The following is a 26,983-nucleotide window of genomic DNA, read 5'->3' as shown; positions in this document are numbered from 1 at the left end:
TTAGGAATATGTCAAGGTTGATGCTTTAAACCGGGGTTAAGCGCGGGTTAAAAGCTGGGGAGGCGAGAGTGTGGATATCTTAATCGTGGGCATGGGCAAACTGGGCTACAAATTAGCTGAAACCCTATCCAGCGGGGAGCACAACATCACCGTGGTGGATGTGGAGGAACAGGCCCTCCAAAGGGCGGTGAACCGCCTGGATGTGCTGGCCGTCACCGGCAACGGCGCCCAACTGCAGCTCCTGCAGGAGGTGGGGGCCGGGAAAAAGGATCTGGTGGTCGCGGTGACCAGCAGCGACGAGATCAATGTGCTCATCTGCCTTACCGCGAAAAAGCTGGGCTGTCCCCGGGTCGCGGCTAGGGTGCGCCATCCCGAGTACGCGGGGCAGATCGACTTTTTCAAGGAGCAGCTGGCCATTGACTTTATCACCAATCCGGAACTGGATACCGCCAATGAAGTGGCCCGCTATCTGCTGCGGGGCTACACTTCCCACCTGGAATCCTTCGCCGGAGGCCGGGTGGGACTGTTCGAAGTGCCCGCCCAGGGCCTGCCGGAAGTGGTGGGGAAAACCCTGGCGGAAGCCGATGTGTTCCGGGACATGCTGGTTGTGGCCATCTACCGCGATGGTGAGGTGCTCATCCCTTCCGGGGCTACCCGGGTAGAAAGCGATGACCTGCTTCAGCTCATCGGCCGCCGGGAGGCGGTGACCGCGCTGATCCGGGGCCACGGGGCCTTGGGGCAGCGGCATGTGGCCAAAAAGGTAATGATCCTGGGGGGAGGCAAGGCCGCCTTCTATCTGGCCGGCCGGCTTTTGGCCAGCGGCCTCAGCGTGAAGATCATTGAGCAGGATGAGGAGCGCTGCAACTACCTGGCGGCCCAGCTCCCGGGTGCCTTGGTGATCTGCGGCGATGGGACCGATCTGGATCTGCTCCAGGATGAAAACCTGGCGGAGATGGACGCTTTGGTTTCCTTCACCGGCCACGATGAAGAAAACCTCATGCTGGCCCTCCTGGGGAAACAGCAGGGAGTGCCGAAAGTGGTGGCTAAGGTGAGCCGCTCCAATTTCGTCCCCATCATTGAGCAGCTGGGTATCGACCGGGCGGTGAACCCTGTGCTCATTTCCGCGGGCGAACTGGTGCGCTTTATCCAGGGGGGGCAGATCGCTTCCCTGTCCCTCATGTTTGGGGGGCAGGCGGAGGTTTTGGAAATGGTGGTGCCTCCGGGGGCGCCCATCATCGGCAGGAAGCTGTCGGAAGCCCGCATTCCCCAGGGCGTGATCTTGGGTGCTGTTGTCCGGCGGGGGCAGGTGTTCATCCCCAAAGGTGATTCTGTCCTCCAAGGGCAGGACCGGGTGATTGCCTTCTGCTTGCACAGGGAGCTCCCTGCCCTGAACAAGCTCTTCTATCCGAAACGAAAGGGGCTGGGCCATGAACTTTGGACTGGTCGCAAGGGTGCTGGGAAACCTTCTGCTGATTGAGGGGGCAGCAATGGTTTTTCCCCTGGGCATCTCCCTGTACTACCAGGAACGGAGTGCCGTGATTGGCTTTTTGCTTTCCATGGGTATCCTGGGTTTGACGGGGCTCTTCCTCTCCAATATTCCTTCTTCATCGCCGCGGCTGAAGGCCAGGGAAGCCATCCTCATCGTGACCATAGGCTGGGTTGTGGTCTCCTTTTTCGCGGCCCTGCCTTTCGTGCTGTCTGGATCCGCTTTCCTGGTTGACGCCTTTTTTGAGGCGGTCTCAGGCCTTACCACAACAGGCGCCTCCGTGCTTCGGGACGTTGAGGGGCTGCCTAAAGGGGTTTTGTTCTGGCGTTCTCTGCTCCACTGGTTGGGGGGTATGGGCATTCTTGTATTAACTCTGGCAATTTTGCCCATCCTAGGGGTAGTAGGCTTTCAGGTATTCAAGGCGGAAAGCCCGGGCCCTTCCCCCGACAAATTCACGCCCCGAATCGCAGCCACCAGCAAAATCCTCTACACCATCTACGGAGTGCTGACGGCCGCGATCCTTCTGGGGGTACGGGCTGCCGGCGTTCCTTGGTTTGAAAGCTTTGTCCTGGCCTTTGGCACCGTGAGTACCGGTGGTTTCGGTCTGTACAGCGACAGCCTGGCCCGCTGGAGCGCCAACAGCCCGCTGATTGTGCTCCTGGCGGCCGCCATGTTTTTGGCAGGGGTGAACTTCTCTTTGTACTACGATCTGGCCAAGGGCCGCTGGAGGCAGGCCTTGGGCAATGCGGAACTGCGCTGGTACGTCGCGATCATGGCCCTGAGCGTACTGACCGTGGCCCTCAACCTCTACGGGCCGGTCTACGGCAGTATCGGCGAAGCGCTGAAGCAGGCCTGGTTCCAGGTGGGCTCGGTGATGACCACTACAGGCTACTCCACGGTGGATTTTGACCTGTGGCCCTCTTTCAGCAAAGGAATTCTCTTTACACTCATGTTTGTGGGCGCCAGCGCCGGTTCTACCTCTGGTTCGGTGAAGGTGGTGCGCCTGCTGGTGGCGGCCAAGGTGGTGAAGCGGGAGCTCTCCCGGGTGCTCCATCCCCGGGCGGCCAAGCCTGTGGTGATCGGCGGACGGGTGATGCCCCCGGAGGTGGTGCAGGGGGTGGTGGGTTTTCTGCTGCTGTACGCCGCAGTCTTTGCCTTGGGTTTCCTGGTGATCAGCCTGGAGGGACTGGATCTGCTCAGTTCCATGGGCGCGGTTGCCGCCACTTTGGGCAATGTCGGTGTGGGCTTGGGTGCAGTGGGCCCCCGGGGCAGTTTTGCCAGCTTCAGCTCCCCGGGCAAACTTTTTCTTTCCTTCCTCATGCTTCTAGGGCGCTTGGAGCTCTTCACCATGCTCGCGGCCTTGAGTCCCAGGTTCTGGAGGGAGTAGACAAGCCTAGGCCAGGAACGGGGGGCGTTTTGCGAAAAGTCTAGGGGACCCGACTTTCAGCCAACACTATGGAGGGGAACGCTATGAAAAAGACGCTTGTGGTGGTTGTGGTGGTGGCCCTCGCCGCGGTGGGCTTGGTTTTCTGGTACTACCTGCAGCGGGATCCCGCCCAGACGGCCAAGGCCTTTCTGGAGCAGGTGACAGCCCAGGACCTATCTGGCCTGGAGGGTTACTTCACAGGCGATGCACATCCCACGGAGGAGGAGCTGAACCGGGCCTTCGGTGAGTTCGGGGAAGCCTTTGCCTTGAGTGAAGTGGAGCTGGTGGAGCTGGAGCTGCTTTCCAAGAACAGCAGGGAAGCGCTGTTCAGCTTCGACCTGCGCTATGCCAGCCGGCTCTTCGAACCCCTGGAGGTTCAGGGCAGCCTCATTCTCCAGCGGGAGCATATCTTCGCCCCTTGGCAGGTTAAGTGGCAGGACAACCTGCCCCTGCCCGATTACGGCCTCGGGGTGGGCTACTTCAGGGCCAGGGTGGAACCGAGCAGGGGCAGGATCCTGGACAGCACAGGCCAGATTCTGGCTGGAGAAGGCAGCATGGTCACCATCGGGGTGCAGCCCGATCGCATTACCGCTCCGGAATGGCTCTTTGGCACGCTCCAGGCGGAACTGGGGCTGAATCCCGAGTATGTGCGCAGGCAGTACGAGGCCCCAGGTGTGCAGGGCCACTGGTTTGTCCCCTTGATCACCGTTTCCGAGGAGGAGTACCGCAGGGTTGACCCCGTGCTGCGGCCCATCCCCGGCGTGTTCTTCCGCCGCATCGAGGCCAGGGCCTATCCCGAAGGAGCCACGACCGGGCACGTAACAGGTTACCTGGGCGAAGTGACCCCAGAGATGCTGGAGGCTTATCCGGAGAGGGAATATGTGAGCGGGGAAATCACCGGCAGAGCCGGCTTGGAAAGCAGCAGGGATGATTCCCTGCGGGGGCGCCCGGGCCACCGCTTCTATGTGGAGCTGGAGGACGGCACACCTGTGCTGCTGCGGGAAAAGAAGGTGCAGCAGGGGGCTGACCTGCAGCTCACACTAGACCGCTCCCTGCAGGAGCTGGCCTATTCCGTTCTTGGTGAACGCACAGGCGCCTTGGTGGTGCTCAACGCAGAGACCGGTGCAGTTTTGGCCCTGGCTTCCACACCCAGCTATGATCCTAACGAGTTCATCGGGGGCATCAGCGCCCGCCGGTGGCAGGAGCTGAGCTCCGATCCGAAGCGTCCCATGTTCAACCGGGCCCTCCAGGGGCTGTATCCTCCCGGATCCACGTTTAAAGTGCTCACCGTGGCCGCTGCCCTCAACGAGGGTCTGCTGGAACCGTCCAGCACCTTCACGGATTCGGGGGAGCTTGTGGTCCAGGGCAACATCGTCCGCAACTTCCAGGGGCAGGTTTTCGGGGAGCATACCCTCCACGACGCTCTGGTGGAATCCATCAACACCACCGTGGCCCGGGTGGGTTTGGATCTGGGCGCACCCAAGCTCGAGGAGTATTTCCACAGGCTCAAACTGAACGAAACCTACCGTCTGGGGCTGCCCATGTCCAGCGGCCAGGTGGGAACGCCCGGTCGCAGCCGGGTGGCGCTGGCCTGGTCGGCCATTGGCCAGGATCAGGTGCTGCTCACTCCCCTGCACATGGCCCAGCTTTTTGCCGTCTTTGCCAACGGCGGCCGCGTACCCCCCATCCATCTGGTTGTGGGTGAAGGAGAACCGGTGGACGAAGAGCCGGTGTTAGAGCCCGAGACCGTGGAAATGGTCAATGCCATGCTGCGGGATGTGGTTCTGGAGGGCACGGGGACGCAGGCCCAGGTGGCGGGGCTCACTGTCTACGGCAAGACGGGCACCGCGGAGGTGGTGGGGAGCGATTCCCACGCCTGGTTTGCCGGTCATACGGAGCTGCCTTCCGGTGAGAAGATCGCCTTCGCGCTTCTAGTGGAAGAAGGAGGAGTTGGGGGCCAGGCTGCGGCACCCCTGGTGCGGGAGTTCCTCAGCAGACTGGCCCAGTAAGAGCGGGGCAGGTAAGGCGAACCTAAAGGCTCAGCGCGAGCCCTTGTTACTCTGGAACGATGCGGAACAGGTCGATCAGCCATCCCCCTTCGGTTGCGGTGAAGCCGAGAACGAAGTCCCAAGGCTCGGTGGGTTCTCCCTCCAGGTACTCCTGCACGTGGAGCTGAACATACCACTTCTCGTTTTCTTCGAAGGGCTCGTCTGCACCTGTCAGTTCGTAGGTGTACCCGAGGGTGGTGCCATGGGCGTAGTAGGCGGCCAGGAGCTCTTTGGGGATCTCGATTCCCCTGTCGGAGTAAGGGAGTCCTTGGGCTAACTGCAGAGTTAACGCCAGATCTTGCCCGGTGATGCAGTGGAAGTAATAGGCGATCACCCATTTTTCGGCCACCAGCGAGGCCAACTGCTCGATTGCCGGATCAGCTGGGTCCTGCTGGTACCTGCCGGCCATTTCCTGCAGCTCAGCTTGGAACCGGTCGTAGAACTCAGCATTCAGTTTCGCAGGATCCGGGTCATCCAGCCACTGAATGATGAAGACTGTGACCTCCTGCGTGTTTTCCGCCAGATACTCTGCCTTTCCTGGATCGAAGACGATGCTATCCGCGAACAGCACCTCCAGCTCGGGTAGCTGCCGGGCCTCCAGCGCCCCGGCGAACTTCTGTGCGATTTCCGTCAATTCGCTTGTGGTCTTGGCACTGCTGCTCAGAGCTGTCAGCAGAACGAGCAGCACAACCAAGACAGCAAAACGCGCTTTCATTTTTCTCTCCTTTTCTTAATGTAGTCCTGCCCTCTGCTCTTTAGATGCCTTCGGTACAAGCTAGTTCACTAAGTAGGGAGGCGCTTGAGCCCATCCCCTGGGGAAGCAGGCCGTAAGATCGGCTGCTTGGGCAAAAGGAAACCTTAGCTTCCTGCAGAATTGATGTCAGGGATGCAAAACTGCAGGCGCTGATAGAGGAGGTTAACTGCCGTGATTAAGAACGCTCAAGACATGCGGGTGGAGCTGCGCGAAAAGATGCGGGGAGGCACAGGCGCAGCCCAGATTAAGCACATCTTCGAACAGCAGGAACTGAAGGGTAAATGCCGGCTTTTTGCCACCATCACCCTGGAACCGGGCTGTTCCATCGGGCCGCACCCCCACGATAGCGAAGAAGAGGTGTACTACATCCTCAAGGGAAGGGCTAAAGTGGTGGATGATGGGGAAGAGCGGGAACTGCAGCCCGGAGATGCGGTGCTGACCGGGGGCGGTGCCAGCCACTCTATTGCCAACATAGGTGAGGAGACCCTGGAGCTGCTGGCGGTCATCCTTACCTATTAGGAAAACACAAGGGCAGGTTGCCAGAAGCGTCTCTGGAACCTGCCTTAGCCATGCCCACAAGGCGCCGCCTCAGTCGTAGATCACCCGGAAGAAATCGATCAGCCACATGTTCCCGGCCTTGCTGAAGCCCAGGACAAACTCGTATGTCCAGTCGTCCCACGGCTGATGCTCAACCACGTCGAGGACAACATACCATCTGCCCCCTGTCTCAAAGGGGCCAGTTCTGCCCATGATTTCATAGGTTATCCCTAAGTCGTAGACAAAGACAAACCACCCTGCTAGTACAACTTTGGGTGCTGTGATGCCGTCCAGTGAGAAGCTGGACTCATCCAGCCAGGTGGCCACCACTTGGTCATCGGCGCGAGTAAGTCCGTGGAAGAAGTGGCCCAGAGCTATCCTTTCCGCCGCAGCCGCTGCCAGATCCTCTAGCGCCGGATCGTTGGGGTCCTGCTCGTATTTTACCAGCATCTCCTCGAGCAGCTCTCCGCCCCAGAGCTCCTCTGCAGGATCGAGTTCATCAAGACCCGGCAGCCAGTCTTCGATCAAGAACTCCGCCAAATACTCCATATTCCATACGAGGTTCTCAAGTCTGTACCTCCCTGGATAGAGCAGGATGTGGTCTGCAAACAAAACCTCCAGTTCAGGCAGTTCTTCCGCTTCAAGGTGTTCGATGAAGCGGTCTGTGAGTTTGCTCAATTCGTTCTCGATCTTGATCGTGTCCTTCGGCAGGCATCCGCTGAGGGCTGCTGCCGTGAGGAGCACCACAACGACGATCAACCACCGTGCTCGCACTTGACTCTCTCCTTTCTTGGCTTACCTACCCGGCTCACTCTTTTGGCGCACACGCATCAATCGTATACTATCCGGAAGAAATCGATCAGCCACTGATCTCCCGTCCTGCTGAAACCCAGGATAAACTCACGGCCGCCAGTTCCCCACGGGTTTGTCTGAACTGCGTCGAGCCAAACATACCACTTGCCATCATCTTCGAAAGGGGCACTTCTGCCAGTGATCTCATAGGTGATCCCGTACTGGAGAAAGACGCTGAACCACTCCACCAACACCCCTTGGGGTATGGTAATACCCGCTTTGGAGAAGCTGCACTGATCCAGCCATTCGTCCACAACTTCCGGTTCGGCTTCAGTTAGGTCGCTGAAATAGTAGCCCAAAGTCACCCTTTCCGCCGCCGCCGCTGCCAGTTCTTCGATGGCTGGATCGGTGGGGTCCTCCCCGTATCTTGCCAGCATCTCCTGGAGGAGGTGTCCGGCCCACAGTTCCCTTTCCGGGTCCTGTTCACTGGGGTTGGGCAGCCACTCCTCCAACCAGAATATCTTCAGTTCCTCCATGAACTCCCCAAGGAGATCAAGCATACCCACCCCCGTATGCAGCAGGAGGCGGTCTGCGAACATAGCCTCCAGCTCAGCCACTTCTGCCGCTTCCAGATGTTCGATGAAGCGGTCTGTAAGCTTGCTCAACTCGTTTTGGATCTTGATTTTCTGCTCCGATAGACATCCGCTGAGGACTGCCGCTGCCACCATCAGCACCATAGCGAGGATCAAACATCGCGCACGCACTTAATCCCCCCTTTCTCAGCTCGCCTGCTCGGCACTTCAGTTGTACACTACCCGGAAGTAATCGATCAGCCACTTTTCTCCCATCTTGCTGAAACCCAGAATCAGCTCGTAATCGGCAGTGTACCACGGCTGGGCTCCAACCATGTCCAGGAGAACAAACCACTTGCCATCAACCTCGAAGGGGCTGCTTCTGCCTGCCACATCATAGGGAATCCCCCGGTCAACCAAGTCGGTGGTCAACCACTGTGCCACCACTGCCGAGGGCACTGTAAGGCCGTCCTCAGAGAAACTTGCCGCATCCAGCCAACCAGCCACTACCTGGGGAGCGGCCTCCGTTAGCTCGCTGAAGTAATGGCCGAGAACCAATCTTGCGGACGCAGCACCTGCCAGCTCCCCGATGGTAGGATCGGTTGGATTCTCTTTGTACCTGGTCAGCATCTCCTGGAGCAGGTCCGCGGTCCACAAATCTCCAGGATCGTCGGGGTTCGGTGCGGGGGGATCAGGCAGCCAGTATGTCAAGAAGTACTCCTTGGTCAACCCCATGTTCAGTGCAAGGTCTTGGAGGATGTGCCTGCTCGGGTGGAGCAGGAGGAGATCTGCGAAAAAGGCTTCCAATTCAGGCAGCTCTTCCGCTTCCAGCTGCTCGATGAAGCGGTCTGTGAGTTTGCTCAATTCGTTCTCGATCTTGATCGTGTCCTTCGGCAGGCATCCGCTGAGGGCCGCCGCTGCCGCGAACAGCACCACCAAAAAGGCCAAACGCCGCGCTCGCACTGCACTCCCCCTTTCCCGCTCAGCTTTTCTGTTCGGTTCTGGAGGGCATCCCGCCCTCAAGTCCCTTCATCAACTCCTCAATTATGGGAAGCTGCACCGCGTACCTGCCCCCCGGAGTTACCTCCTGAGTTACCTTTTCTGGTTGCCCACTTCTGGAGGGAAAGGGTAGGGTTCGGAAGAATAGGAAATACCAGGCGAACGCGGAGGGTTGACCATGTACAGAAGATGGATAGGGGCGGCTTTAGCTCTGCTCCTCCTGCTGGGTGCGGCAGGGAGCGTCCTGGCCTTGGAGCGGCTCTGCGTCCACTACATCGATGTGGGCCAGGGGGAAGCGGCCTTTCTGGCAGGGCCGGACTTTGCCGTCTTGATCGATGCCGGGGATCTGGATGGAACAGAGGTGCTGGATTACCTCAAGGCGCTGGGTGTGGAAACCATCGACCTTTTTGTGGTTACCCACCCCCATGCCGATCACATCGGCCAGGCCGCCCAGGTGATGCGCAGCTTCACGGTGCGGGAGGTGTGGATGTCCGGGTATGAACACTACACCCGCATCTTCGAGGAGCTGCTGGATGCGGTGCTGGAATCGGACGCAGATTACTTCGAACCCCGAAGGGGTGATCAGCGCCAGCTGGGAGGTCTAACCCTGCAGGTGCTCAACCCCATGGAGCCTACGGGCAGCATCCACGAATCGTGCCTTGTGCTCCGGGCCGTCTACGGGCAGGTGGCGTTCCTTTTTACCGGAGATGCGGAGCGCCGCATCGAGGAGGATCTGGTGCGCCGGGGCCTGCCCCTTCAGGCGCAGATTCTACAGCTGGGCCACCATGGCTCCCGGACCTCTTCCTCCCTGGATTTCCTCCTGGCTGTCGATCCCGAAGCGGCCATCTATGCGGCCGGTCGGGATAACGAGTACGGCCATCCCCACGGGGAGGTGCTGAACCGCTTGAAAATCCTGGAGATTCCCGTCTACGGCACGGATGAACTGGGAACCATCGTGGTGTGCACGGACGGGTTCACCTACGAGCTGGCGGCCGGCAGGGAGCCGCCCGTTGGCGGGGAGAGGGCCGTTAAGGACTGCGTGGATCTAAACACGGCGTCCTTCCAGGAACTGCAGCGGATTATCCACATCGGCGAAGGGCGGGCTCGACAGATTATTGAGGAGCGGGCGAGAAGGCCGTTTAGGAGCGTAGATGAGCTGCGCTGGCGCATTGACGGTATTGGAGACAAAAGACTGGCGGACATCAAAGCCCAGGGGTTGGCCTGCGTCAAAGGGGTGACAGAGGATTAAGTGCACGAAGTCGGCGGTCATCGACCGCATCGTTGATGGAGAGTTCGCGGTCCTGCTGTTCGAAGAGGATGGGGGACAGCTCACGGTCCCCGCGGTCAAGCTTCCCCCCGGGAGCAGAGAGGGAGTTTGGCTCCTGGTGCATCTGGAAGCGGGGGAACTGGTGGCCGCGGAGCTGGATCTGGCGAAGACAGAGGAAGTCAAAGAGAGGATCAAGCAAAAGCGCGCCAGGCTGCTTCAGCGCATGCGCCGGCGCGATCTGTAACGAAGGGAGAACGCAGATGAAGTGGTATGAGAAGCTATTTGCCAACTACGCCGAGAACTACGACCAGGAACCCTTCACCCAGGGAACGGTGGGAGAGTGCGACTTTATCGAGGCGGAGCTCAACTTCGACCGCTCCCTCCGGATTTTGGACATCGGCTGCGGAACCGGCAGGCACGCCATCGAGCTGACCAAGCGGGGCTATGCGGTCACCGGGATCGACCTATCTGAAGCTCAGCTCCGCAGAGCCAGGGAAAAGGCGGCAGCAGAGGGGCTCCAGGTCGAGTTCTTGAGATGCGATGCCCGAGATCTGCCCTTTGTGCAGGAGTTCGATGCCGCCATCATGCTGTGCGAGGGGGCCTTTCCCCTCATGGAAACCGACGAGATGAACTTCGCCATCCTGGGCGGCGCGGCAAGGGCTCTCAAAAGCCCCGGCAAGTTCATCTTTACCACCCTCAATGGGCTTTACCGCCTGTTCCACCCCGCCTCCGAGGGTGAGAGCTTCGACATGCTCACCATGCGCAGCCGGGATCTACTGACCTTTACCGATGATGATGGCCAAGTACAGCAGGTGGAGGCCAGTGAAAGGTACTACCTGCCCAGCGAGATCACCTGGCTCCTGAAGTCTTTGGGTTTTACCAAGATCGAGTTTTTCGGGGCCAAGTTGGGGGCCTTTTCCCGGCAGGACCAGCTCACTGCGGAAGATTTTGAGATGCTGGTGGTGGCGGAGAAGTAAAGCGGATGGGGCTTTACGGCCTGCGGTAGAGCATCAGCCAGCGGCCCCCCAGATCCCTGCGGCTACCCCATTCTTCAAAGCCCGCTGCCGCGTAAAGGCGCCGCCCCGCGGGATTGTTCGCCCGCACATTAAGGCCCACGGACTGGCCCCGCAGCTGGTCCAGGGCGTGGTCTAAAAGCAGAGTACCCAGACCCTGCCCCTGGTAAGCAGGGAGCACAGCCACGGAGAGTATGGTGGCCTGGGGTCTGGGTACTTTTTTGCTTCTGTGCACTGTGAGGATCATTAAGAGCTGGTTCACCAAGAGTCTGCCTATTTCCAGCGGGCTCAGGCGAAACGCCATCCGCCCCAGCAGACCCGCGGCCTGGAAAAGGCGGCGGCGGGCCCTCCCCGGCTGGGAAGTTGTGTAGAGCAGGTAGCCTGCATCCTCGCCATCTTCTGTCTGGACCAGTACGCCTTGGGCACCCACGCTGAAGAGCAGGGCAAAGGCGAGCTCCAAAAGGCGGAGCAGTCTTTCCCGGCCTTTGCGGGGGAAAAAGAGGGCAATGCTCTCGGGAAAGGCCTGCCGATAGATTTCCGCAATGGATCGGCTGTGCTCTGCCGCGGCCGGAACCAAACGCATGGTTTCCCTCCTTACTCTGGCCGGTCGATCTGGGGGAAGGCTTCCCCTGGGGCATCGTGGAGCAGTTCCGCCAGGGGCACGATTTCCAGCCCCTTAGCCCGGATGATCTCAATCACCCGGGGCAGGGCCATAACTGTGGCCCTGCGGTCTCCCCCCTCGTTTCTCAGCAGGGCGCCGCTGTCGTGGAAGAGGATGATATCCCCGCCCCGCACCCTGCTTTCCACCAGGCGTTCTATATAGGAAGCGGTTACGCCATAGCGCCAGTCCCGTGTGGAAATAGACCAGAGCACGATCTCTTGGCCCAAAAGGTTGGCCATGCGCCGGAAGCGGTCATCGTACATGCCCCGGGGCGGCCGCACAAAGCTGGGATAGACGCCGGTCACTTCCGTAATTACGGCGGTTGCTTCCATCAGCTCTTTCTGCAGCTCAATGGTGGAAAGGGTAGGCAGGTTTCTGTGGTTCTGGGTGTGGCTGCCCACGGCATGACCCTCTTCCACCACCCGGCGGGCGATCTCAGGGTATTTCTCCACATGGCTGCCCACCATGAAAAAGGTGGCGGGCACTTCATACTCCTTCAGAATATCCAGGATGGCCGGTGTGAACTCCCGGCTGGGGCCATCATCGAAGGTGATGGCCACCTTGTTGGAGCTGCGGTTGCCTACGCGGTAGATATCCGGCTGATAGCCAAAACCGTGGTAGACGTAGACCCAGAGCAGGACGAACAAAGTGATGATGCCCAGCAGCCCAGATATTACAGCCAGCACCGATTTGGGGATCCTCACTCTGCACCAGCGCAAGATGCGCACCGCTAAACGCCAGTAGGCGCGGGCAATGAGCACTGTGATCAGGATAAATGCTAGAACTCTCAGGGCAAATTCAGCGTGAGCCATGTCTGCTCCTCCCGTGTCGAGAGTCAATCTGCAACCAATTCTACATCAAGCCCAAGGGGCGTACAAGCCTTAACGGTTGCGAACTGTCTTCCATAATAGTAAAGTAGGAACTGAAGGGTGCGGCCTCGGCCCGCCTCTTCCGTCTAGGGTGAAAGCATGGAGGTAAATTTGCTTTGAAGAACTACCATACACATACATTTCGCTGCAAGCACGCCGTAGGTGAGGTGGACGACTACGTACAGGCAGCAGCGGCCAAGGGGTTTACCGTGCTTGGTTTTGCCGACCACACGGCCCTCCCAGATAACCGCTGGCTGTACATGCGCATGGGTCGGGCGGAGCTTCCCGGTTACGTCAGGGCCATCGAGCAGGCCCAGGGCACCTGGCCCGGGCTGACCATCCTCAAGGGCATGGAATGCGAGTGGGCTTCTGAATATCATTCTTTCTTTGAAGATGTTCTTTTGGGGCAGTACGGCCTGGACTATCTGATCCTGGGCTGCCATTTCTTTCCCCACAACGGGGATTGGCTGAGCAGCCACTATGAAGTACACAGCGCCGAGCATCTTGTTTCCTACACTCGGCATCTAATTGAGTCTATGCGAAGCGGCCTTTTTGCTTTCGTGGCCCATCCCGATGTCTTCGGGCTGAGCTATCTCAACTGGGACAAAAACACCGAAGCCGCGGCCAAAGATATCCTCGGGGCAGCGAAGGAACTGGACCTTCCCCTGGAGATCAACGGCCACGGACTGGTGAGCCGCTGGGTGGAAAGCGACCAGGGACCCAGGCCCGCCTATCCCTGGCTGCCCTTTTGGGAACTGGCCCGGGACTACGGGATCCAGGTGGTGGTGAACTCCGACGCCCACAAGCCGGCTTTAGTGGACGAAGGTCTGGCTGAGGGCTTCGACCTGGTAAGGAGCCTGGGGTTGACCCTGGCGAATATGGAACATTTGGAAGGGGGTTGAGAATGTTTGTCATCTTCAACAAAGCGGAACAGCGCGTACCCATTAAGGTCTGGCTGCCCGGCAAAGACCATCTGGAAGAGGAATGTCTGAGGCAGGCTTTGAACCTGGCCAACCTGCCCTTTGCCTATAAACACGTGGCCTTGATGCCCGATACCCATGCCGGTTACGGGATGCCCATCGGCGGGGTTTTGGCCGCGGAGGATGTGATCATCCCCAACGCCGTGGGTGTAGATATCGGCTGCGGGATGGTTTTTGCCCGCACCAATGTCCCGGCGAAACTGCTGCGGGAGGTGACCACTCCCGGCGGGACGCTGGCCCACTATCTCGTGGGCCAGATCATGCGTGACGTTCCCCAGGGTTTTGAACACCACAAAGAGCCGCAGAAGTCCAAATTTCTGGACCAGTATCCCGTGGAGAAGCTGTACCGCTATGGAGATGCCAAGCTGCCTAAGAAAGCAGAAGCCTACATGCAGCTCGGTACCTTAGGGGGCGGCAACCACTTTATTGAGCTACAGGAGGACGAGGAGGGCCGCCTGGGGCTCATGGTGCACACCGGCTCCCGCAACTTCGGCTACAAGGTGGCCAACTACTTCAACCAGGTGGCCAAGGATCTGAACAAGCGCCAGGGCTCCAAAGTGCCCAGCCATTTCGATCTGGCTTACCTGCCCGTGGACAGCCCCGAGGGGAAGGGTTACATCGGCTGGATGACCTTTGCCCTGGAGTTTGCCCGCCAGAACCGCCACCGCATCATGGAGCGGGTCAAGGAGCTGGTGGTGGAGGGCTTCCGGCGCTATGCCGGTGTTAAGGACATCCAGTTCGCAGGGGAAGTGAACGCCCACCACAACTATGCCGCTTTGGAAACCCACTTCGGCCGCATGGTTTGGGTGCACCGCAAGGGAGCGATCAGCGCCAAGCAGGGAGAGCCGGGGATCATCCCCGGGGCCATGGGTTCCTATTCCTTCATCGTGGAAGGGCTGGGCAATCCGGAGTCGTTCCACTCAGCCAGCCACGGAGCGGGCCGGGTGATGGGGCGCAAAGAGGCGGTGCGCCAGTTCAGCGTGGAGGAAGTGCTGGCCGACTTCAGGGCCAAAGATATGGTCCTGGGTAAAAGGCGCCGGGGAGACACCGCTGAAGAATACTACAAGGCCTATAAAAACATCGAAGATGTCATGGCGGATCAGCGGGATTTGGTCAGGCCCGTCCTCAAGCTGAAAACGGTGGCGGTGGTCAAGGGATAAACTGGCGCATGCGCGCAGATGATTCCATCTACCCGTAGGAAGGAATTAGCCTTGGCGTGCAGAAGAAAATAGCTGAATTCGAAATTACACAGGGGGGTTTTTTACCGTGCGAAACAAAATCAGTTTTGTCGTGGTCATGGTTCTCTTACTTGGTTTGCTTGCTGCTCCCGCTTACGCCCAGAAGACCAGGGTCGGCCTGATCTTCGCTGAAGGCGGATTGGGCGACCAGTCCTTCAACGATGCAGCTTACCGCGGTCTCATGCAGGCCAAAGAGGAGCTGCCCGTGGAAGTGATCTACGTTGAGCCCGCAGACATTGCCGAGATGGAAGAACATCAGCGGTCCTACGCTGAACTGGGCTTGGACCTGGTCATCGTGATCGGCTTCATCCATCAAAGCGCCCTAACAGAGGTCTCCGCGGATTATCCCGACATCCACTTCGCCATTGTGGACGACGTTGTGGACAATCCCAACGTAACCTCCCTGCTCTTCGAAGAGCATGAAGGTTCCTTCCTGGTAGGCGTTGTGGCAGGTATGATGACCAAATCCAACATCGTGGGCTTCGTGGGCGGTATGGAAGTTCCCCTGATCCGCAAGTTCCAAGTTGGTTTTGAAGAAGGCGTCAAATGGGCCAACCCCGATGCTCAGGTGCTGGTGAACTACGCCGGTGCTTTCGACGACCCCGGCCGCGGCCGTGAGCTGGCCATCAGCCAGTATGAGCGCGGCGCCGACATCATCTACCACGCAGCTGGTGGAACCGGCAGCGGCGTCATCGATGCGGCAGCCAGCCATGACTTCTATGCCATCGGTGTAGACTCGGATCAGGACTACATGGCACCGGGCAAAGTGCTCACCTCGATGATTAAGCGGGTTGACATGGCCGTGTACGAAGTGATTAAGGCTGCTGTGGAGGGCACCCTGGAGGGCGGCACCTGGACCTTTGGCGTTGCCGACGGAGGTGTAGGTACATCCGAGTTCACGTACACCAGGGACATCATCCCTCAGGAAGTATTTGACAAGGTGGAAGAGGCTAAGCAGAAGATCATCTCCGGAGAGATTGTCGTAACTAATCCTCTCCAGTAATCCCAGTAAACTCAAGGGGAGGCTGCTGGCCGCCGTCGGGTGGGCGGCGCCTCCCTTTTCTTTCAGGGAGGTTGTCCCATGGCGAAAGTGTTGGAAATGCGGGCCATTACCAAGCAGTTCCCCAGGGTTTTGGCCAACGACAAAGTTGACTTTGACCTGGAACAAGGGGAGATCCATGCTCTAGTGGGTGAGAACGGTTCCGGCAAGTCCACGCTCATGAGCATCCTCTACGGGCTTTACCAGAAGGATGGCGGTGAGATCATCGTCCGGGGGCAGCCCGTGGAAATCACCGAGCCGCGCCAGGCTATCGATTTGAAAATCGGCATGGTCTTCCAGCATTTTATGCTCATCGAGCCTTTGACGGTGGCCGAGAACATCGTGCTCGGTTCGGAAATCCGCAAGGGCCCTTTTTTGAATCATAAGAAGATGGTGGCGGAAGTGGAGCGCCTCTCCCAGGAGTACGGACTGCAGATCGATCCCGAGGCCAGGATCGCTGATCTTTCCGTGGGCCTGCAGCAGAGGGTGGAGATCCTCAAGGCCCTCTACCGGGGAGCCGAGATCCTGGTGCTGGACGAACCCACTGCGGTGCTCACTCCGCAGGAAGTGGAAGATCTGTTTCAGGTGCTGCGCACTTTGAAGTCCAAGGGGACCAGCATCGTCTTCATTACCCATAAAATCAAAGAGGTTTTGGCCGTCTCTGACCGGGTCAGCGTGCTGCGGCGGGGCAAGAAGGTGGGAACCAAACTCACCAAGGACACCAACGAGCAGGAACTGGCGGAGATGATGGTGGGCCGGGTAGTGCTCCTCCGGGTGGAGAAGGGGCCGGCCAACCCAGGGCCGGAGGTTCTGCGGCTGGACGGAGTCACCGTGAAGGACCAGTTTGGACAGGTGAAAGTGAACAACGTGAGCCTTTCCGTGAGAAGGGGCGAAGTGCTGGGCATTGCCGGAGTGGAGGGCAACGGCCAGTCTGAGCTGGTGGAAGCCATTGCCGGCCTGCGCAAGGTGGCCGGGGGCCGCATCTACCTTGGGGACCAGGATATCACCGGCTGGTCGCCGCTGCGCATCAGGAAGGCGGGCTTCGGGTTTGTGCCGGAAGACAGGCATAGGCGGGGCCTCATTTTGGACTATTCAGTGGCTGATAACTTGATCCTGGGCATCCACGGCAGCAGACCCTTTGCGGGCACGGCGGGCATCCGCAACCAGGGGAAGATCATGGAGCACGCCGAGGAACTGATTGAGAAATACGATGTGCGCCCGCCCGTGGCCGCCCAGGCCGTGCGCAACCTGTCCGGGGGCAACCAGCAGAAGGTGGTGGTGGCCAGGGAGTTTGCCCAGAATCCCGACCTGCTCATCTGCTCACAGCCTACCCGCGGGGTGGATGTTGGGGCCATCGAGTTTATCCACCAGCAGGTGATCGCCCAGCGGGATCAGGGCGCTGCGGTGCTCCTGGTTTCCGCGGAGCTGGATGAAGTGCTCTCCCTAAGCGATCGCGTTGCTGTCATGTACAACGGGGAAATCGTCAGCGTCATGCCCATTGAAGAAGCAACAGAACACAAGCTGGGCTTTTTGATGCTCGGCGGACACCCAGAAGAATATGGTGCGGGTGAGGTGAGCGGCAATGCAGAGCAGAATTAAGGCGTTTCCCTGGCAGGAGCTGCTGCTGCCCTTGGCGGCGGTGGTACTGGCTTTGCTGATCGGCTCCGTGTTGATTCTCTATGTAGGTGAAAACCCTTTAACTGCCTACGGGATTTTGTTTAGAGAGTCCCTGGGCAGCGTGAGGAATATTGCCACTACGCTGCAGCGGGCCACGCCCCTGATGTTTACTGGGCTGGCGGTGGCCTTTGCCTTCCGGGCCGGCTTGTTTAACATCGGTGCCGAAGGGCAGCTGTACTTGGGCGCCTTTGCCGCGGTGTGGGTGGGCATTTCCTTTAACCTGCCCCGGATTATCCACCTGCCGCTGGCCATCATTGCCTCCATGGTGGGGGGTGCCCTGTGGGCTTCCATCGCCGGCTTCCTCAAGGCCAAGCTGGGTGTCCATGAGGTGATCAACACCATCATGCTCAACTTTATCGCCCTCTTTCTCACAGACTGGCTGGTAACGGGCCCGTTCCACGGCGGCTCCTGGGTGCCGGAAACGGTGCGCATCAGCCCCACGGCGGCCCTCTCCAGGATCTATCCGCCGACGCGCCTGACCACCGCGGTCTATCTGGCCCTGGTCGCCGCCTTGGTGGTTTATATCATCCTCTGGAAGACCAAGCGGGGTTATGAGCTGCGGGCAGTGGGCCTGAACCCGTCCGCGGCTGAATACGGCGGAATCAATGTCCCCCGCAATACCATCATTGCCATGGCCATCAGCGGGGCCCTCGCGGGTCTGGCAGGAGCGGAGCAGATCTTGGGGCTGAACAACCGGTTTATCGTGCGCTTTTCTTCGGATCTGGGATTCATGGGGATTGCCGTGGCCCTCTTGGGTAAGAACCACCCTGCGGGTGTGATCCTGGCTGCAGTGCTGTTCGGCGCGCTGCAGACGGGCTCCGCGGCCATGGACCGCCTGACCGCAGTGCCCCGGGAGCTGATCACCGTCATCCAGGGCCTGATCATCTTCTTTGTGGCCGCTGAGTTCTTAATCCGGCGCATCCTGCGCCTTAAGGAGGAAGCATAATGGGCGATATTCTTGCCATGATGTTCAACACCACCGTTTTTGCCGCCGCTCTGCGCATGGCCACGCCTCTGATCTTTGCGGCCTTGGGAGGCATTCTTTCCGAGCGCAGCGGGGTAGTGAATATTGCCCTGGAAGGCATGATGCTCACCGGCTCGTTCGCCGCCATGTTCGTCACCTACCATACGGGCCTGCCCTGGGTGGGGGCCTTGGGAGCCATGGCCGCCGGCGCTTTGGTGGGGCTGCTCTTGGCTGTGTTCTGCATCCGCTACCGGGCGAACCAGGTGGTCACCGGCACCGCCATCAACATCTTCGCCGGAGGGCTCACCGTGTTTCTCCTGCGGCACTTTTTCGGTGCAGCGGGAACCTCGCCCCAGGTACCTGTGATTCGCGATATCACCCTGCCGGTTTTGTCCCAGATCCCCTGGGTCGACCGTATCTTGGGCCGGCAGAACCCCTTGGTGTATCTGGCCCTAGTTGCCGTGTTCCTGCTGCATGTGGTGATCTACAAGACGCCGTGGGGGCTCAGGCTGAGGGCGGTGGGTGAGCATCCCCAGGCCGCAGATACCGTGGGCATCAACGTGTTTAAAATGCGCTACGTCGCCGTGATGCTCAGCGGAGCCCTGGCTGGCCTGGGCGGAACCTATCTTTCCATTGCCCATCTGAGCCGCTTCAGCGAGGGCATGACCGCAGGGCGGGGCTTTATCGCCCTGGCGGCAGTCATCTTCGGCAAGTGGACTCCCCTGGGGGCCCTGGGCGCCTGCCTGTTCTTTGGGTACGGCGATGCCCTGCAGATGCGCCTGCAGGATATCGGTATCCCCACGCAGTTCATGAACATGCTGCCCTATGTTCTCACCATGGTGGCCCTGGCCGGCTTCATCGGCAGAGCAGTGGGGCCCAAGGCCGCCGGACAGCCCTATATCAAAGGATAGATTGCGAGGTTTGGTAGGAATTGAAAGATCTCAAGAGGTTTATCTCTTACTACAAGCCGGAGCGCCGCCTGTTTTTCGCGGATCTGCTCGCGGCCAGCATCATTGCAGTACTGGACCTCCTGTTTCCCATCATCACCAGAACCTTTATGAAAGATTTCATTCCTAACCGCAACCTGCAGGCAGTGCTCATCTGGGCAGGTGCGATGGTCGTTTTGTACGTGCTGCGCCTGACCTGCCAGTACTTTGTGGATTACTACGGCCATGTGGTGGGTGTGAACATCGAATACCGCATGCGCAAGGATCTGTTCTCCCATCTGCAGACCCTGGACTTCCGCTTCTTCGACGATACCAAGGTGGGGCACTTGATGAGCAGGATCGTCAATGACCTGAGGGATATCACCGAGCTGGCCCACCACGGGCCTGAGGACATTTTCATCGCCACGCTGATGCTCATCGGTTCCTTTATCTACCTGCTGAGCATCAACGTGCCCCTGACGCTCATTACCTTCCTGTTCATTCCCCTGATCGGGGCCTACGCCTACAGGACCCGCACGAACATGAACAAAGCGTTCCATGAAGAGCGCCGCCGGATCGCGGATGTCAATGCCGATCTGGAAAACAGCCTCTCCGGGATTCGGGTGGCCCAAAGCTTCGTCAACGAAGACTACGAGATGAGGCGCTTCGATACGGCTAACAGCGCCTTTAAGACATCCCGCTACAGGGCCTTTAGGGCCATGGCTGTGTACTCCTCGGGTCTCGGGTTTTTGACCGACCTGCTGAACCTGGCCGTTCTGACCTGCGGTGCCTTGTTCATGTTCCGAGGCTACATCGATCTGGCGGATCTCACCGCCTACCTCCTGTTCATCGGCTACTTCCTCCAGCCCATCCGCCGGCTGATCTCCTTTACCCAGCAGTATCAGCAGGGTATGGCGGGCTTCAGGCGTTTTGTGGAGATCATGGAGGTTCAGCCCTCGGTAACGGACCGGCCGGATGCCGTGGATCTTCCCCCTGTCAAGGGTGAGATCGAGCTGCGCAATGTCTCTTTCCACTATGACGAGGACAGCGAAGTGCTCCACAACGTGAGCTTGACCATCCCCGCGGGGAGCACCGTGGCCTTTGTGGGGCCATCGGGGGGAGGCAAAACCACCCTCTGCCACCTCATCCCCAGGTTCTACGATGTGGTGGAGGGGGCGGTACTCATCGACGGCTATGATGTGCGGGATGTGACCCTGCGCTCCCTGCGGCAGCAGATCGGCTTCGTGCAGCAGGATGTGTTCCTCTTCACCGGAACTATCCGGGAGAACATCCTCTACGGCAACCCCTCCGCCACTGAGGAAGAGATGATCGCCGCGGCCAAAAAGGCCCAGATCCACGATTTCATCATGGGCCTCAAGGATGGTTACGACACCTACGTGGGCGAGCGGGGCGTGAAGCTCTCCGGCGGCCAGAAACAGCGGATTTCCATCGCCCGGGTGTTTTTGAAAAACCCGCCCGTCTTGATCCTGGATGAAGCCACTTCGTCTCTGGATGCCGCCACGGAGCTGGAGATCCAGGAGGCCCTGGACGAGCTGGCCAAGGACCGTACCACCTTGATCATCGCCCACCGCCTCAGCACCATCCGCCAGGCCGATGAGATTGTGGTGCTCACCGACGGGAAGATCCGGGAGCGGGGGACCCACAAGGAGCTTGTGGCCCGAAACGGCCTGTACGCCAAGCTCTATGCCGCCCAGATGGACCAGGCTGTCTAGACAGCCTGGGGAACATGTAATGTCTGCCAGAACCGCCGCCAGGTGTGCGGCGGTTTTCGCATGTGGGCTCTGAACGGTACTCTCAATGCCTGGAGGCCAAACGAACATTTTCCTTCCGGGACAGGAGGAGAACTTGCGCAATTCGTAGAATAATACAGCTATCTTTTTATCACAGGAGGAGAGGTCGGAGTGAAAAGAAGGCTATCCGTAGTTTTAGCGTTGTTATTGGTTTTCGGTCTTATCGGTGTGGCACAAGCCCAGGCTCTGCCCTTTAAGATCGGCCTGATCACGGGTACGGTCTCCCAGGGCGAAGAAGAGTACCAGGCCGCGTTAAAGATGGTGGCTCGCTATCCGGGCTCCATTACCCACGTGACCTATCCCGACAACTTCATGAACGAGCAGGAAACGGTAATCGGACAGATCGTCCAGTTTGCCATGGATCCCGAGGTCAAGGCCATCGTGGTCTGCCAGGCCGTTCCCGGCACCACCGCAGCCTTTAAGACCGTGCGGGACATCCGCCCTGACATCGTGCTCATCGCGGGCGTTCCCCATGAAGACCCGGCGGTAATCGGCCCGGTCGCGGACATAGCCATGGAGACAGACCAGCTCCGGCGCGGCCCCGCCATTGCCCAGCTGGCAGCGGAGATGGGTGCCAAGAAGATTCTGCACTACTCCTTCCCGCGCCACATGTCCATGGAGCTTTTGGCTGTGCGCTTCCAGAACATGAAGGAAGAAGCTGAACGGCTCGGTCTGGAAGTGATCGAAGTGACCGCTCCCGACCCCATGGGTGACGCCGGTCTGCCCGGTACCCAGCAGTTCATTCTGGAGGATATTCCCCGTCAAGCCGCGATCCACGGGACGGACATCGCTTTCTTCGGGACCAACTGCGGCATGATGGAGCCGGCCATCCGGGCTTCGCTGGAGGCGGGCATCATCTTCCCAGAGCAGTGCTGCCCCAGCCCCTTCCACGGCTATCCCGGTGCCTTGGGCATTGAGGTACCCGAGGAATACAAGGGCGATGTACCCTATATCCTCGAGCAGATCAAGGCTAAGGTCGCCGAGATGGGACGTTCCGGCCGCATGGCCACCTGGGTTGCACCTGTGAACATGGTCTTTGTGGAAGCAGGTGTGGATCTGGCCATCAGGCACATCCAGGAAGGTCTGGACTTCTCCGACATGGCCGCCGTGGAAGAAGCGATCTACGAGGCCACGGGCGTGCGGATGTCTCTGAACCGCTATCTCGATGATTCCAACTTCTACCTGGTACTGGCCGAATCGATCATCTTCTAAGGGTCAGCACAGCAAGTGAGAGAAAAGGCGGAGCTCTCGCCCTCCCCGAGGGCGAACTCCGCACTTTTGTTGGTGTAACTAGTGGAGGTGTTGCCAGTGAGTGTTCCTGTACTGGAGATGAAGGAGATCTCCAAGTCCTTTTACGGCACTCAGGTGTTGAAAAACGTTAGTCTTACCGTTGGAAAAGGGGAGATTCACTGCCTGGTGGGGGAAAACGGGGCCGGCAAGTCCACCTTGATGAACATCCTCTTCGGCATGCCTGTGATCATCAACACGGGGGGCTTTGAGGGGAGCATCTTCATCAACGGCGAGCAGATGGCCTTTGACTCGCCCCGGGCGGCCATTGATGCAGGCATCGGCATGGTGCACCAGGAGTTCATGCTGCTGCCGGGGTTTTCTGTGACAGAAAACGTCAAGCTGAACAGGGAAGTTACCAAACGCAATCTGTTCAGCGCGGTCTTTGGCAAGAAGATGGAAACCCTCAACCGCCGGCAGATGGCCCAGGACACCAGGTCTGCCCTGGACCGGCTGGGTATGAGTATCGACGAATGGGTTCCCGTGGCTGGGCTGCCCGTTGGCTATCTGCAGTTTGTGGAAATCGCCAGGGAGATCGATAAAGAGAACCTGCAGCTCCTGGTTCTCGACGAACCCACCGCCGTGCTCACCGAAAGTGAAGCCGAGCAGTTTCTCGGGGTTATTCAGCGCTTGGCGCGCAGCGGCATTAGTATTCTGTTTATTACCCACCGCTTGGATGAGGTTATGGCGGTGGCAGATCGGATTACGATCCTAAAAGACGGTGAACTGGTCAGCTCCGGGCCCAGGGAAGATTACACCATCAGCCAGATCGCCGAGCTCATGGTGGGCCGCAAGATCGATACGCAGGCCCGCAAGCAGAGAAGCTCCAGCCCGGCCAAGCAGGAAGTGGTGCTGGAGATCCGCGATCTGCGGGTGGATATGCCCGGGGAGCGGCTGCGGGGCATCGATTTGGATGTCTACCGCGGCGAGATTTTGGGCATCGGCGGCCTGGCGGGGCACGGCAAGGTGGGTCTGGCCAACGGCATCATGGGCCTGTACCCCAGCCAGGGCAGGGTGCTCTATGAGGGGCAGGAAGTACCCCTAAACGACACCAAGGCCGCACTGCGGATGGGCCTGGCCTTCGTTTCCGAAGACAGGCGGGGTGTGGGCTTGGTCCTGGAGGATACCATAGCCAACAACATCGTGCTCACCAGCATGCAGAGCCAGGATAAGTTCCTCAAGCCGGGCCTGCTCAAGCTCAAAGATGAGAGGAAGATCCGGGAGCATGCCCTGGAATCTATCGAGAAATTCGATATCCGCTGCACTGGGCCTGAACAGATCGTGCGCAGGCTCAGCGGCGGCAATCAGCAGAAGGTCTGCCTGGCCAGGGCTTTCACCCAGGAGCCCAAGCTGCTCTTCGTATCTGAACCGACCAGGGGCATTGACGTGGGTGCCAAGAGCAGGGTGCTGGAACTCATTGTGCAGCTCAATGAGATGGGAGTAACGGTGGTGTTTACCTCCAGTGAACTCGCGGAGCTGCGCAGCATCGCAGATCGCATCGCCATCGTCTATGAAGGTAGGTTGGCTGGCATCCTGCCGCCCGATGCTCCCGATGTGCAGTACGGCCTCCTGATGGCTGGAAAATCCTTGGAGGAGGTGGGGGCGCGATGAAAGAGCAGCTGCTCAAGATCTACCACGGTTTTGGACTGCCGCGCCTGATTATTGCTGGCTTCCTGCTCCTTTTGATCATTATCGCCGCCGGTACGGATCTCAGTGTGCCCGGTCTGCTCAGCGATGCTTTAGTGCGCATCGGTCAGAACGGCATCTACGTTTTGGCCATGGTGCCCTCCATTCAAGCTGGAGTTGGTCTGAACTTCGGTCTGCCGGTGGGCGTCATCTGCGGTATTGTGGGTGCGCTGGTGGCCATGGAGTTCAGTATGCTGGGTTTCGGCGGGTTCTTGGTGGCGGTGCTCATCGCCATCCCGCTGGCGGTCGGAGCAGGTTTCCTCTATGCGCTCCTCCTCAACCGGGTCACCGGGCAGGAAATGATGGTGGGAACCTACGTGGGCTTTTCGGTGGTGGCCGGGATGTGCATCTTCTGGCTGCTGGCTCCCTTTAGAAACCCTGCCATGATCTGGCCCGTGGGCGGCCAGGGCCTGCGCACCACGCTGACCTTGGCGGATACCTTCGGCGGGGTGCTCAACAACTTCCTGGCCTTCGAGATTTTTGGCTTGACCGTGCCCACGGGGCTGCTTCTCTTTTACGGCTTGATGCTCTTTTTGGTCTGGCTGTTCTTTAAGACGAAGGCCGGGGTCGCCATGGAAGTGGTGGGGCGCAATCCCCGCTTCGCCGCGGCCAGCGGTCTGAGCTTGAACAAATACCGTACTTTGGGCATCATCATGTCCACGGTGCTGGCGGCCATCGGCTATGTGACCTATGCACAGAGCTTCGGCTTTGTCCAGCTGTATAACGGGCCTTTGATGACCGCCTTCCCCGCCGTTGCCGGCGTGCTCATCGGCGGCGCTTCCACCAGGGAAGCGAAGGTGCGCCACGCAGTGTTGGGCGTTGTGCTTTTCCAGACGCTGCTCACCGTGGCCATGCCGGTGACCAATCAGCTCATCGAGGGCAACATCTCGGAAATCGCCCGGGTGGTTGTGAGCAACGGCATGATCTTGTATGCCTTAACCAGGGCAACCGGAGGTGAACAGGCGTGAATCAAGTAAAAAGGCTTGTCGCAAGGAACGCTGTGCCACTGCTCTTTGCCGTCGTCTGTTTACTGGGCGTCTACTTCGCGAAGATGCCAGGCCAGTTCCTGCTCATGGAAATCGTGAACAGGGTGGCCCGCAACTCCTTCCTGGTGCTGTCTTTGATTATCCCCGTGGCAGCGGGCATGGGCCTGAACTTCGGGATTGTCCTGGGTGCCTTGGCGGGACAGATCGCCCTGATCCTGGCCACCCACTGGGAATGGGCGGGAACCGGTGGCTTTTTGCTCACCGCTCTGATGGCAACGCCCCTGGCGGTTCTGTTTGGCTTTTTGGCAGGTACGCTCCTGAACAAAGCCAAAGGCCGGGAGATGATCACCGGTATGGTCATGGGCTTTTTCGCCAACGGCCTTTACCAGTTCGTGTTCCTGTTTTTGGTGGGCACCCTGATTCCCTTTGACAACCCGCGGCTGAGGATTTCCACCGGGCCGGGTCTGCGCAACACCATCGACCTGTTCAGGTTGAAGGGTGCCCTGGATGGGCTCTGGCAGATCCAGGCGGGCCTTTTCGTGCGGATCCCGGTGGTCACTTTCCTGGTGATTGCCGCTTTGGCCGTGGCCATCTGGGCCTTCTTCCGGACCAAACTGGGCCAGGAGTTCAGGGCCATCGGTCAGGACCGCCATATCGCAGGCGTTGCCGGGATCAACGTGGACCGCAACAGGATTTTGGCCATCATCTTCTCCACGGTGCTCGCGGCCTGGGGGCAGCTGATCTTCCTGCAGAACATCGGGACGCTGAACACCTACAACAGCCATGAGCAGGTGGGGACCTTTGCCATTGCCGCCCTGCTCATCGGGGGAGCTTCCGTGACCAAGGCCACTATCGCCCAGGCCCTCACGGGCACACTCCTCTTCCATCTGCTGTTTGCAGTATCGCCCCGGGCTGGCCAGACCATCTTCGGCAGCGCCCAGGTGGGTGAGTACTTCCGGGTGTTTGTGGCCTACGGTATCATCGCCATCAGCCTGGCACTCCACGCCTGGCAGACCAGGTCTGCCGCCAAAGCACGCCTGGAGGAGGATGCTTCCGCATAAAGGAGGGGGCGGTGAGCCCCCTCTTGGGTCTGGTAAGTAGGAAAACACAGCGCTGCGAAGAAGAATTAAAGGACACTTTTCCGGGCCCCGGCCCTGGACTACTGCCATCAGTTTGGAGGTGTGCATGAGGGTGAAGAGGAAACTTTTGATGCTGGCGGCGGCAGTGCTCATCGCGGCCCTGCTGGCCGGTTGTGATCTCCCCTACTTTGATTTCAACACCATCACCGTGAAGTACGATCTGGAGAGGGATGTCTTCCGGACCTACAAAGACCACGAGGTACGTCGAGATGGCCGCTACTTGGAGATCATCTACCTGCGGGAGGTTTTCCGCGGGGTCTATGACCTGGACGATTTCACCGTAGTGGTCAGGGACAGCGCCAACAAGATCGTCGAGTCTGTTGCCAATCCCTATGAAGAAGATGGAGTCATGTTCGGCATCTTTCTCCACATCCCCGATGTAGGAAGGAAGGACCTGACCATTTCCATCTTCCTTAAGAAGTAAGGTGGAAGGAAACGAGATGAGAAGGGGGCGTTGCAGAACTACTCGATTGAGTAGGAGCAACGCTCCTTTTTGTGTCTCTTGGCCTGAAAATGCGCCCAGAGTTGGACTTGGATTGTACAGTAAACGCCCCGAATGGACACAACCCGAAAACCTAGATGCTTTATTCATCGGCATTTCCGAGATTGTGGATAACTCAAAACCAGAGATCGTGTAGGCACAACCAATGTGCATAAAATGGTTGTATTATGTTGATATCTATGATATCATATAGATACAATGTACATTAGAACCGTGAAAAGCAGAGGTTACGAATACGTCCAGCTTGCCCACAATTATCGCGATCCAGAAACAGGCGCTTCAAGGGCCAAGGTCCTGTTCAATTTCGGCCGAAAGGACCAGCTA

Annotated in this window: 25 protein-coding genes; 19 read left to right on the top strand and 6 right to left on the bottom strand. The window is 59.0% G+C overall.

Annotated elements, in window-relative coordinates:
• The first annotated feature begins 70 nt into the window (after positions 1–70).
• The 3 genes from trkA (at position 71) to ACE4YL_RS06705 (ending at position 4,921) form a co-directional block, all read left to right on the top strand.
• Positions 71–1,477 carry a Trk system potassium transporter TrkA gene (trkA, locus tag ACE4YL_RS06715; RefSeq protein WP_461358273.1) on the top strand — a complete coding sequence of 469 codons (1,407 nt, stop codon included), beginning with the start codon at positions 71–73 and terminating at the stop codon, positions 1,475–1,477.
• Entirely contained in the window at positions 1,428–2,873 is a 1,446-nt protein-coding gene (locus ACE4YL_RS06710; RefSeq protein ID WP_461358274.1) for a TrkH family potassium uptake protein, read from the top strand. Before trkA ends, ACE4YL_RS06710 begins: the two co-directional genes overlap by 50 nt.
• Positions 2,874–2,956: 83 nt before the next feature.
• Positions 2,957–4,921 (top strand): peptidoglycan D,D-transpeptidase FtsI family protein, encoded by a 1,965-nt coding sequence (locus ACE4YL_RS06705; RefSeq protein ID WP_461358275.1) that lies wholly within the window; start codon positions 2,957–2,959, stop codon positions 4,919–4,921.
• A 46-nt stretch (positions 4,922–4,967) separates the two neighbouring features.
• Here ACE4YL_RS06705 and ACE4YL_RS06700 read toward each other — a convergent pair whose 3' ends face one another.
• A complete protein-coding gene (locus tag ACE4YL_RS06700; protein WP_461358276.1) occupies positions 4,968–5,675 on the bottom strand; it encodes a hypothetical protein in 708 nt (235 codons plus the stop codon).
• 210 nt (positions 5,676–5,885) lie between these two features.
• Between ACE4YL_RS06700 and ACE4YL_RS06695 the strand changes: the two genes are divergently transcribed.
• Positions 5,886–6,233 carry a cupin domain-containing protein gene (locus ACE4YL_RS06695; RefSeq protein ID WP_461358277.1) on the top strand — a complete coding sequence of 116 codons (348 nt, stop codon included), beginning with the start codon at positions 5,886–5,888 and terminating at the stop codon, positions 6,231–6,233.
• Positions 6,234–6,302: 69 nt separating this feature from the next.
• On the opposite strand, the gene ACE4YL_RS06690 is transcribed toward ACE4YL_RS06695, so the two are convergent.
• From ACE4YL_RS06690 to ACE4YL_RS06680, 3 genes are read right to left on the bottom strand one after another with little or no spacing between them, the layout of a single operon-like run.
• On the bottom strand, positions 6,303–7,025 hold the full coding sequence (locus tag ACE4YL_RS06690) for a hypothetical protein (RefSeq protein ID WP_461360238.1): 723 nt from the start codon (positions 7,023–7,025) through the stop codon (positions 6,303–6,305).
• Between the two features lie 56 nt (positions 7,026–7,081).
• Positions 7,082–7,807, bottom strand: coding sequence for a hypothetical protein (locus ACE4YL_RS06685; protein ID WP_461358279.1), 726 nt, complete (start codon positions 7,805–7,807; stop codon positions 7,082–7,084).
• A gap of 36 nt (positions 7,808–7,843) precedes the next feature.
• On the bottom strand, positions 7,844–8,578 hold the full coding sequence (locus ACE4YL_RS06680; RefSeq protein ID WP_461358280.1) for a hypothetical protein: 735 nt from the start codon (positions 8,576–8,578) through the stop codon (positions 7,844–7,846).
• Between the two features lie 214 nt (positions 8,579–8,792).
• Here ACE4YL_RS06680 and ACE4YL_RS06675 point away from each other — a divergent pair, with 214 nt between their 5' ends.
• From ACE4YL_RS06675 to ACE4YL_RS06665, 3 genes are read left to right on the top strand one after another with little or no spacing between them, the layout of a single operon-like run.
• The gene (locus ACE4YL_RS06675) at positions 8,793–9,863 is read left to right on the top strand and encodes an MBL fold metallo-hydrolase (RefSeq protein ID WP_461358281.1); all 1,071 of its coding nucleotides are present in this window, start codon (positions 8,793–8,795) and stop codon (positions 9,861–9,863) included.
• Entirely contained in the window at positions 9,859–10,125 is a 267-nt protein-coding gene (locus tag ACE4YL_RS06670; RefSeq protein ID WP_461365494.1) for a DUF3006 domain-containing protein, read from the top strand. Before ACE4YL_RS06675 ends, ACE4YL_RS06670 begins: the two co-directional genes overlap by 5 nt.
• A gap of 16 nt (positions 10,126–10,141) precedes the next feature.
• Positions 10,142–10,858: a class I SAM-dependent methyltransferase gene (locus ACE4YL_RS06665; RefSeq protein ID WP_461358282.1), complete on the top strand. Its 717-nt coding sequence runs from the start codon at positions 10,142–10,144 to the stop codon at positions 10,856–10,858.
• Positions 10,859–10,871: 13 nt separating this feature from the next.
• Here ACE4YL_RS06665 and ACE4YL_RS06660 read toward each other — a convergent pair whose 3' ends face one another.
• Both ACE4YL_RS06660 and ACE4YL_RS06655 read right to left on the bottom strand, forming a co-directional pair.
• On the bottom strand, positions 10,872–11,477 hold the full coding sequence (locus tag ACE4YL_RS06660; protein WP_461358283.1) for a GNAT family N-acetyltransferase: 606 nt from the start codon (positions 11,475–11,477) through the stop codon (positions 10,872–10,874).
• A gap of 11 nt (positions 11,478–11,488) precedes the next feature.
• Entirely contained in the window at positions 11,489–12,367 is an 879-nt protein-coding gene (locus ACE4YL_RS06655) for a polysaccharide deacetylase family protein (protein WP_461358284.1), read from the bottom strand.
• A gap of 173 nt (positions 12,368–12,540) precedes the next feature.
• On the opposite strand from ACE4YL_RS06655, the gene ACE4YL_RS06650 reads away from it, so the two are divergent.
• From ACE4YL_RS06650 to ACE4YL_RS06595, 12 genes are all read left to right on the top strand, one after another.
• Positions 12,541–13,326, top strand: a complete 786-nt coding sequence (locus tag ACE4YL_RS06650) for a histidinol-phosphatase (protein ID WP_461358285.1) — start codon at positions 12,541–12,543, stop codon at positions 13,324–13,326.
• Positions 13,327–13,328: 2 nt separating this feature from the next.
• Positions 13,329–14,564 (top strand): RtcB family protein, encoded by a 1,236-nt coding sequence (locus ACE4YL_RS06645; RefSeq protein WP_461360240.1) that lies wholly within the window; start codon positions 13,329–13,331, stop codon positions 14,562–14,564.
• Positions 14,565–14,670: 106 nt separating this feature from the next.
• Complete coding sequence (locus ACE4YL_RS06640; protein WP_461360241.1) at positions 14,671–15,645, top strand: BMP family lipoprotein; 975 nt, start codon at positions 14,671–14,673, stop codon at positions 15,643–15,645.
• Positions 15,646–15,723: 78 nt separating this feature from the next.
• Positions 15,724–17,280 (top strand): ABC transporter ATP-binding protein, encoded by a 1,557-nt coding sequence (locus ACE4YL_RS06635; RefSeq protein ID WP_461360242.1) that lies wholly within the window; start codon positions 15,724–15,726, stop codon positions 17,278–17,280.
• Positions 17,264–18,304, top strand: coding sequence for an ABC transporter permease (locus ACE4YL_RS06630; RefSeq protein ID WP_461365045.1), 1,041 nt, complete (start codon positions 17,264–17,266; stop codon positions 18,302–18,304). The genes ACE4YL_RS06635 and ACE4YL_RS06630 overlap by 17 nt, the downstream gene beginning before the upstream one ends.
• The gene (locus tag ACE4YL_RS06625; protein ID WP_461366946.1) at positions 18,304–19,233 is read left to right on the top strand and encodes an ABC transporter permease; all 930 of its coding nucleotides are present in this window, start codon (positions 18,304–18,306) and stop codon (positions 19,231–19,233) included. Before ACE4YL_RS06630 ends, ACE4YL_RS06625 begins: the two co-directional genes overlap by 1 nt.
• Before the next feature lie 20 nt (positions 19,234–19,253).
• Entirely contained in the window at positions 19,254–20,981 is a 1,728-nt protein-coding gene (locus tag ACE4YL_RS06620; RefSeq protein WP_461358356.1) for an ABC transporter ATP-binding protein, read from the top strand.
• 189 nt (positions 20,982–21,170) lie between these two features.
• Entirely contained in the window at positions 21,171–22,271 is a 1,101-nt protein-coding gene (locus ACE4YL_RS06615; RefSeq protein ID WP_461366945.1) for a DUF3798 domain-containing protein, read from the top strand.
• Positions 22,272–22,388: 117 nt separating this feature from the next.
• Complete coding sequence (locus ACE4YL_RS06610) at positions 22,389–23,957, top strand: sugar ABC transporter ATP-binding protein (RefSeq protein ID WP_461358361.1); 1,569 nt, start codon at positions 22,389–22,391, stop codon at positions 23,955–23,957.
• Entirely contained in the window at positions 23,954–25,000 is a 1,047-nt protein-coding gene (locus ACE4YL_RS06605) for an ABC transporter permease subunit (protein WP_461358358.1), read from the top strand. The genes ACE4YL_RS06610 and ACE4YL_RS06605 overlap by 4 nt, the downstream gene beginning before the upstream one ends.
• On the top strand, positions 24,997–26,079 hold the full coding sequence (locus ACE4YL_RS06600; protein WP_461360245.1) for an ABC transporter permease subunit: 1,083 nt from the start codon (positions 24,997–24,999) through the stop codon (positions 26,077–26,079). The genes ACE4YL_RS06605 and ACE4YL_RS06600 overlap by 4 nt, the downstream gene beginning before the upstream one ends.
• A 130-nt stretch (positions 26,080–26,209) precedes the next feature.
• Positions 26,210–26,581 (top strand): hypothetical protein, encoded by a 372-nt coding sequence (locus tag ACE4YL_RS06595; RefSeq protein WP_461358360.1) that lies wholly within the window; start codon positions 26,210–26,212, stop codon positions 26,579–26,581.
• The last annotated feature ends 402 nt before the right edge of the window (positions 26,582–26,983 follow it).

It is taken from the genome of Candidatus Darwinibacter acetoxidans, from assembly GCF_041936445.1.
Taxonomy (GTDB): Bacteria; Bacillota; Limnochordia; order Darwinibacteriales; family Darwinibacteriaceae; genus DTU010.
This window is presented reverse-complemented; position numbering and strand designations above follow the sequence as displayed.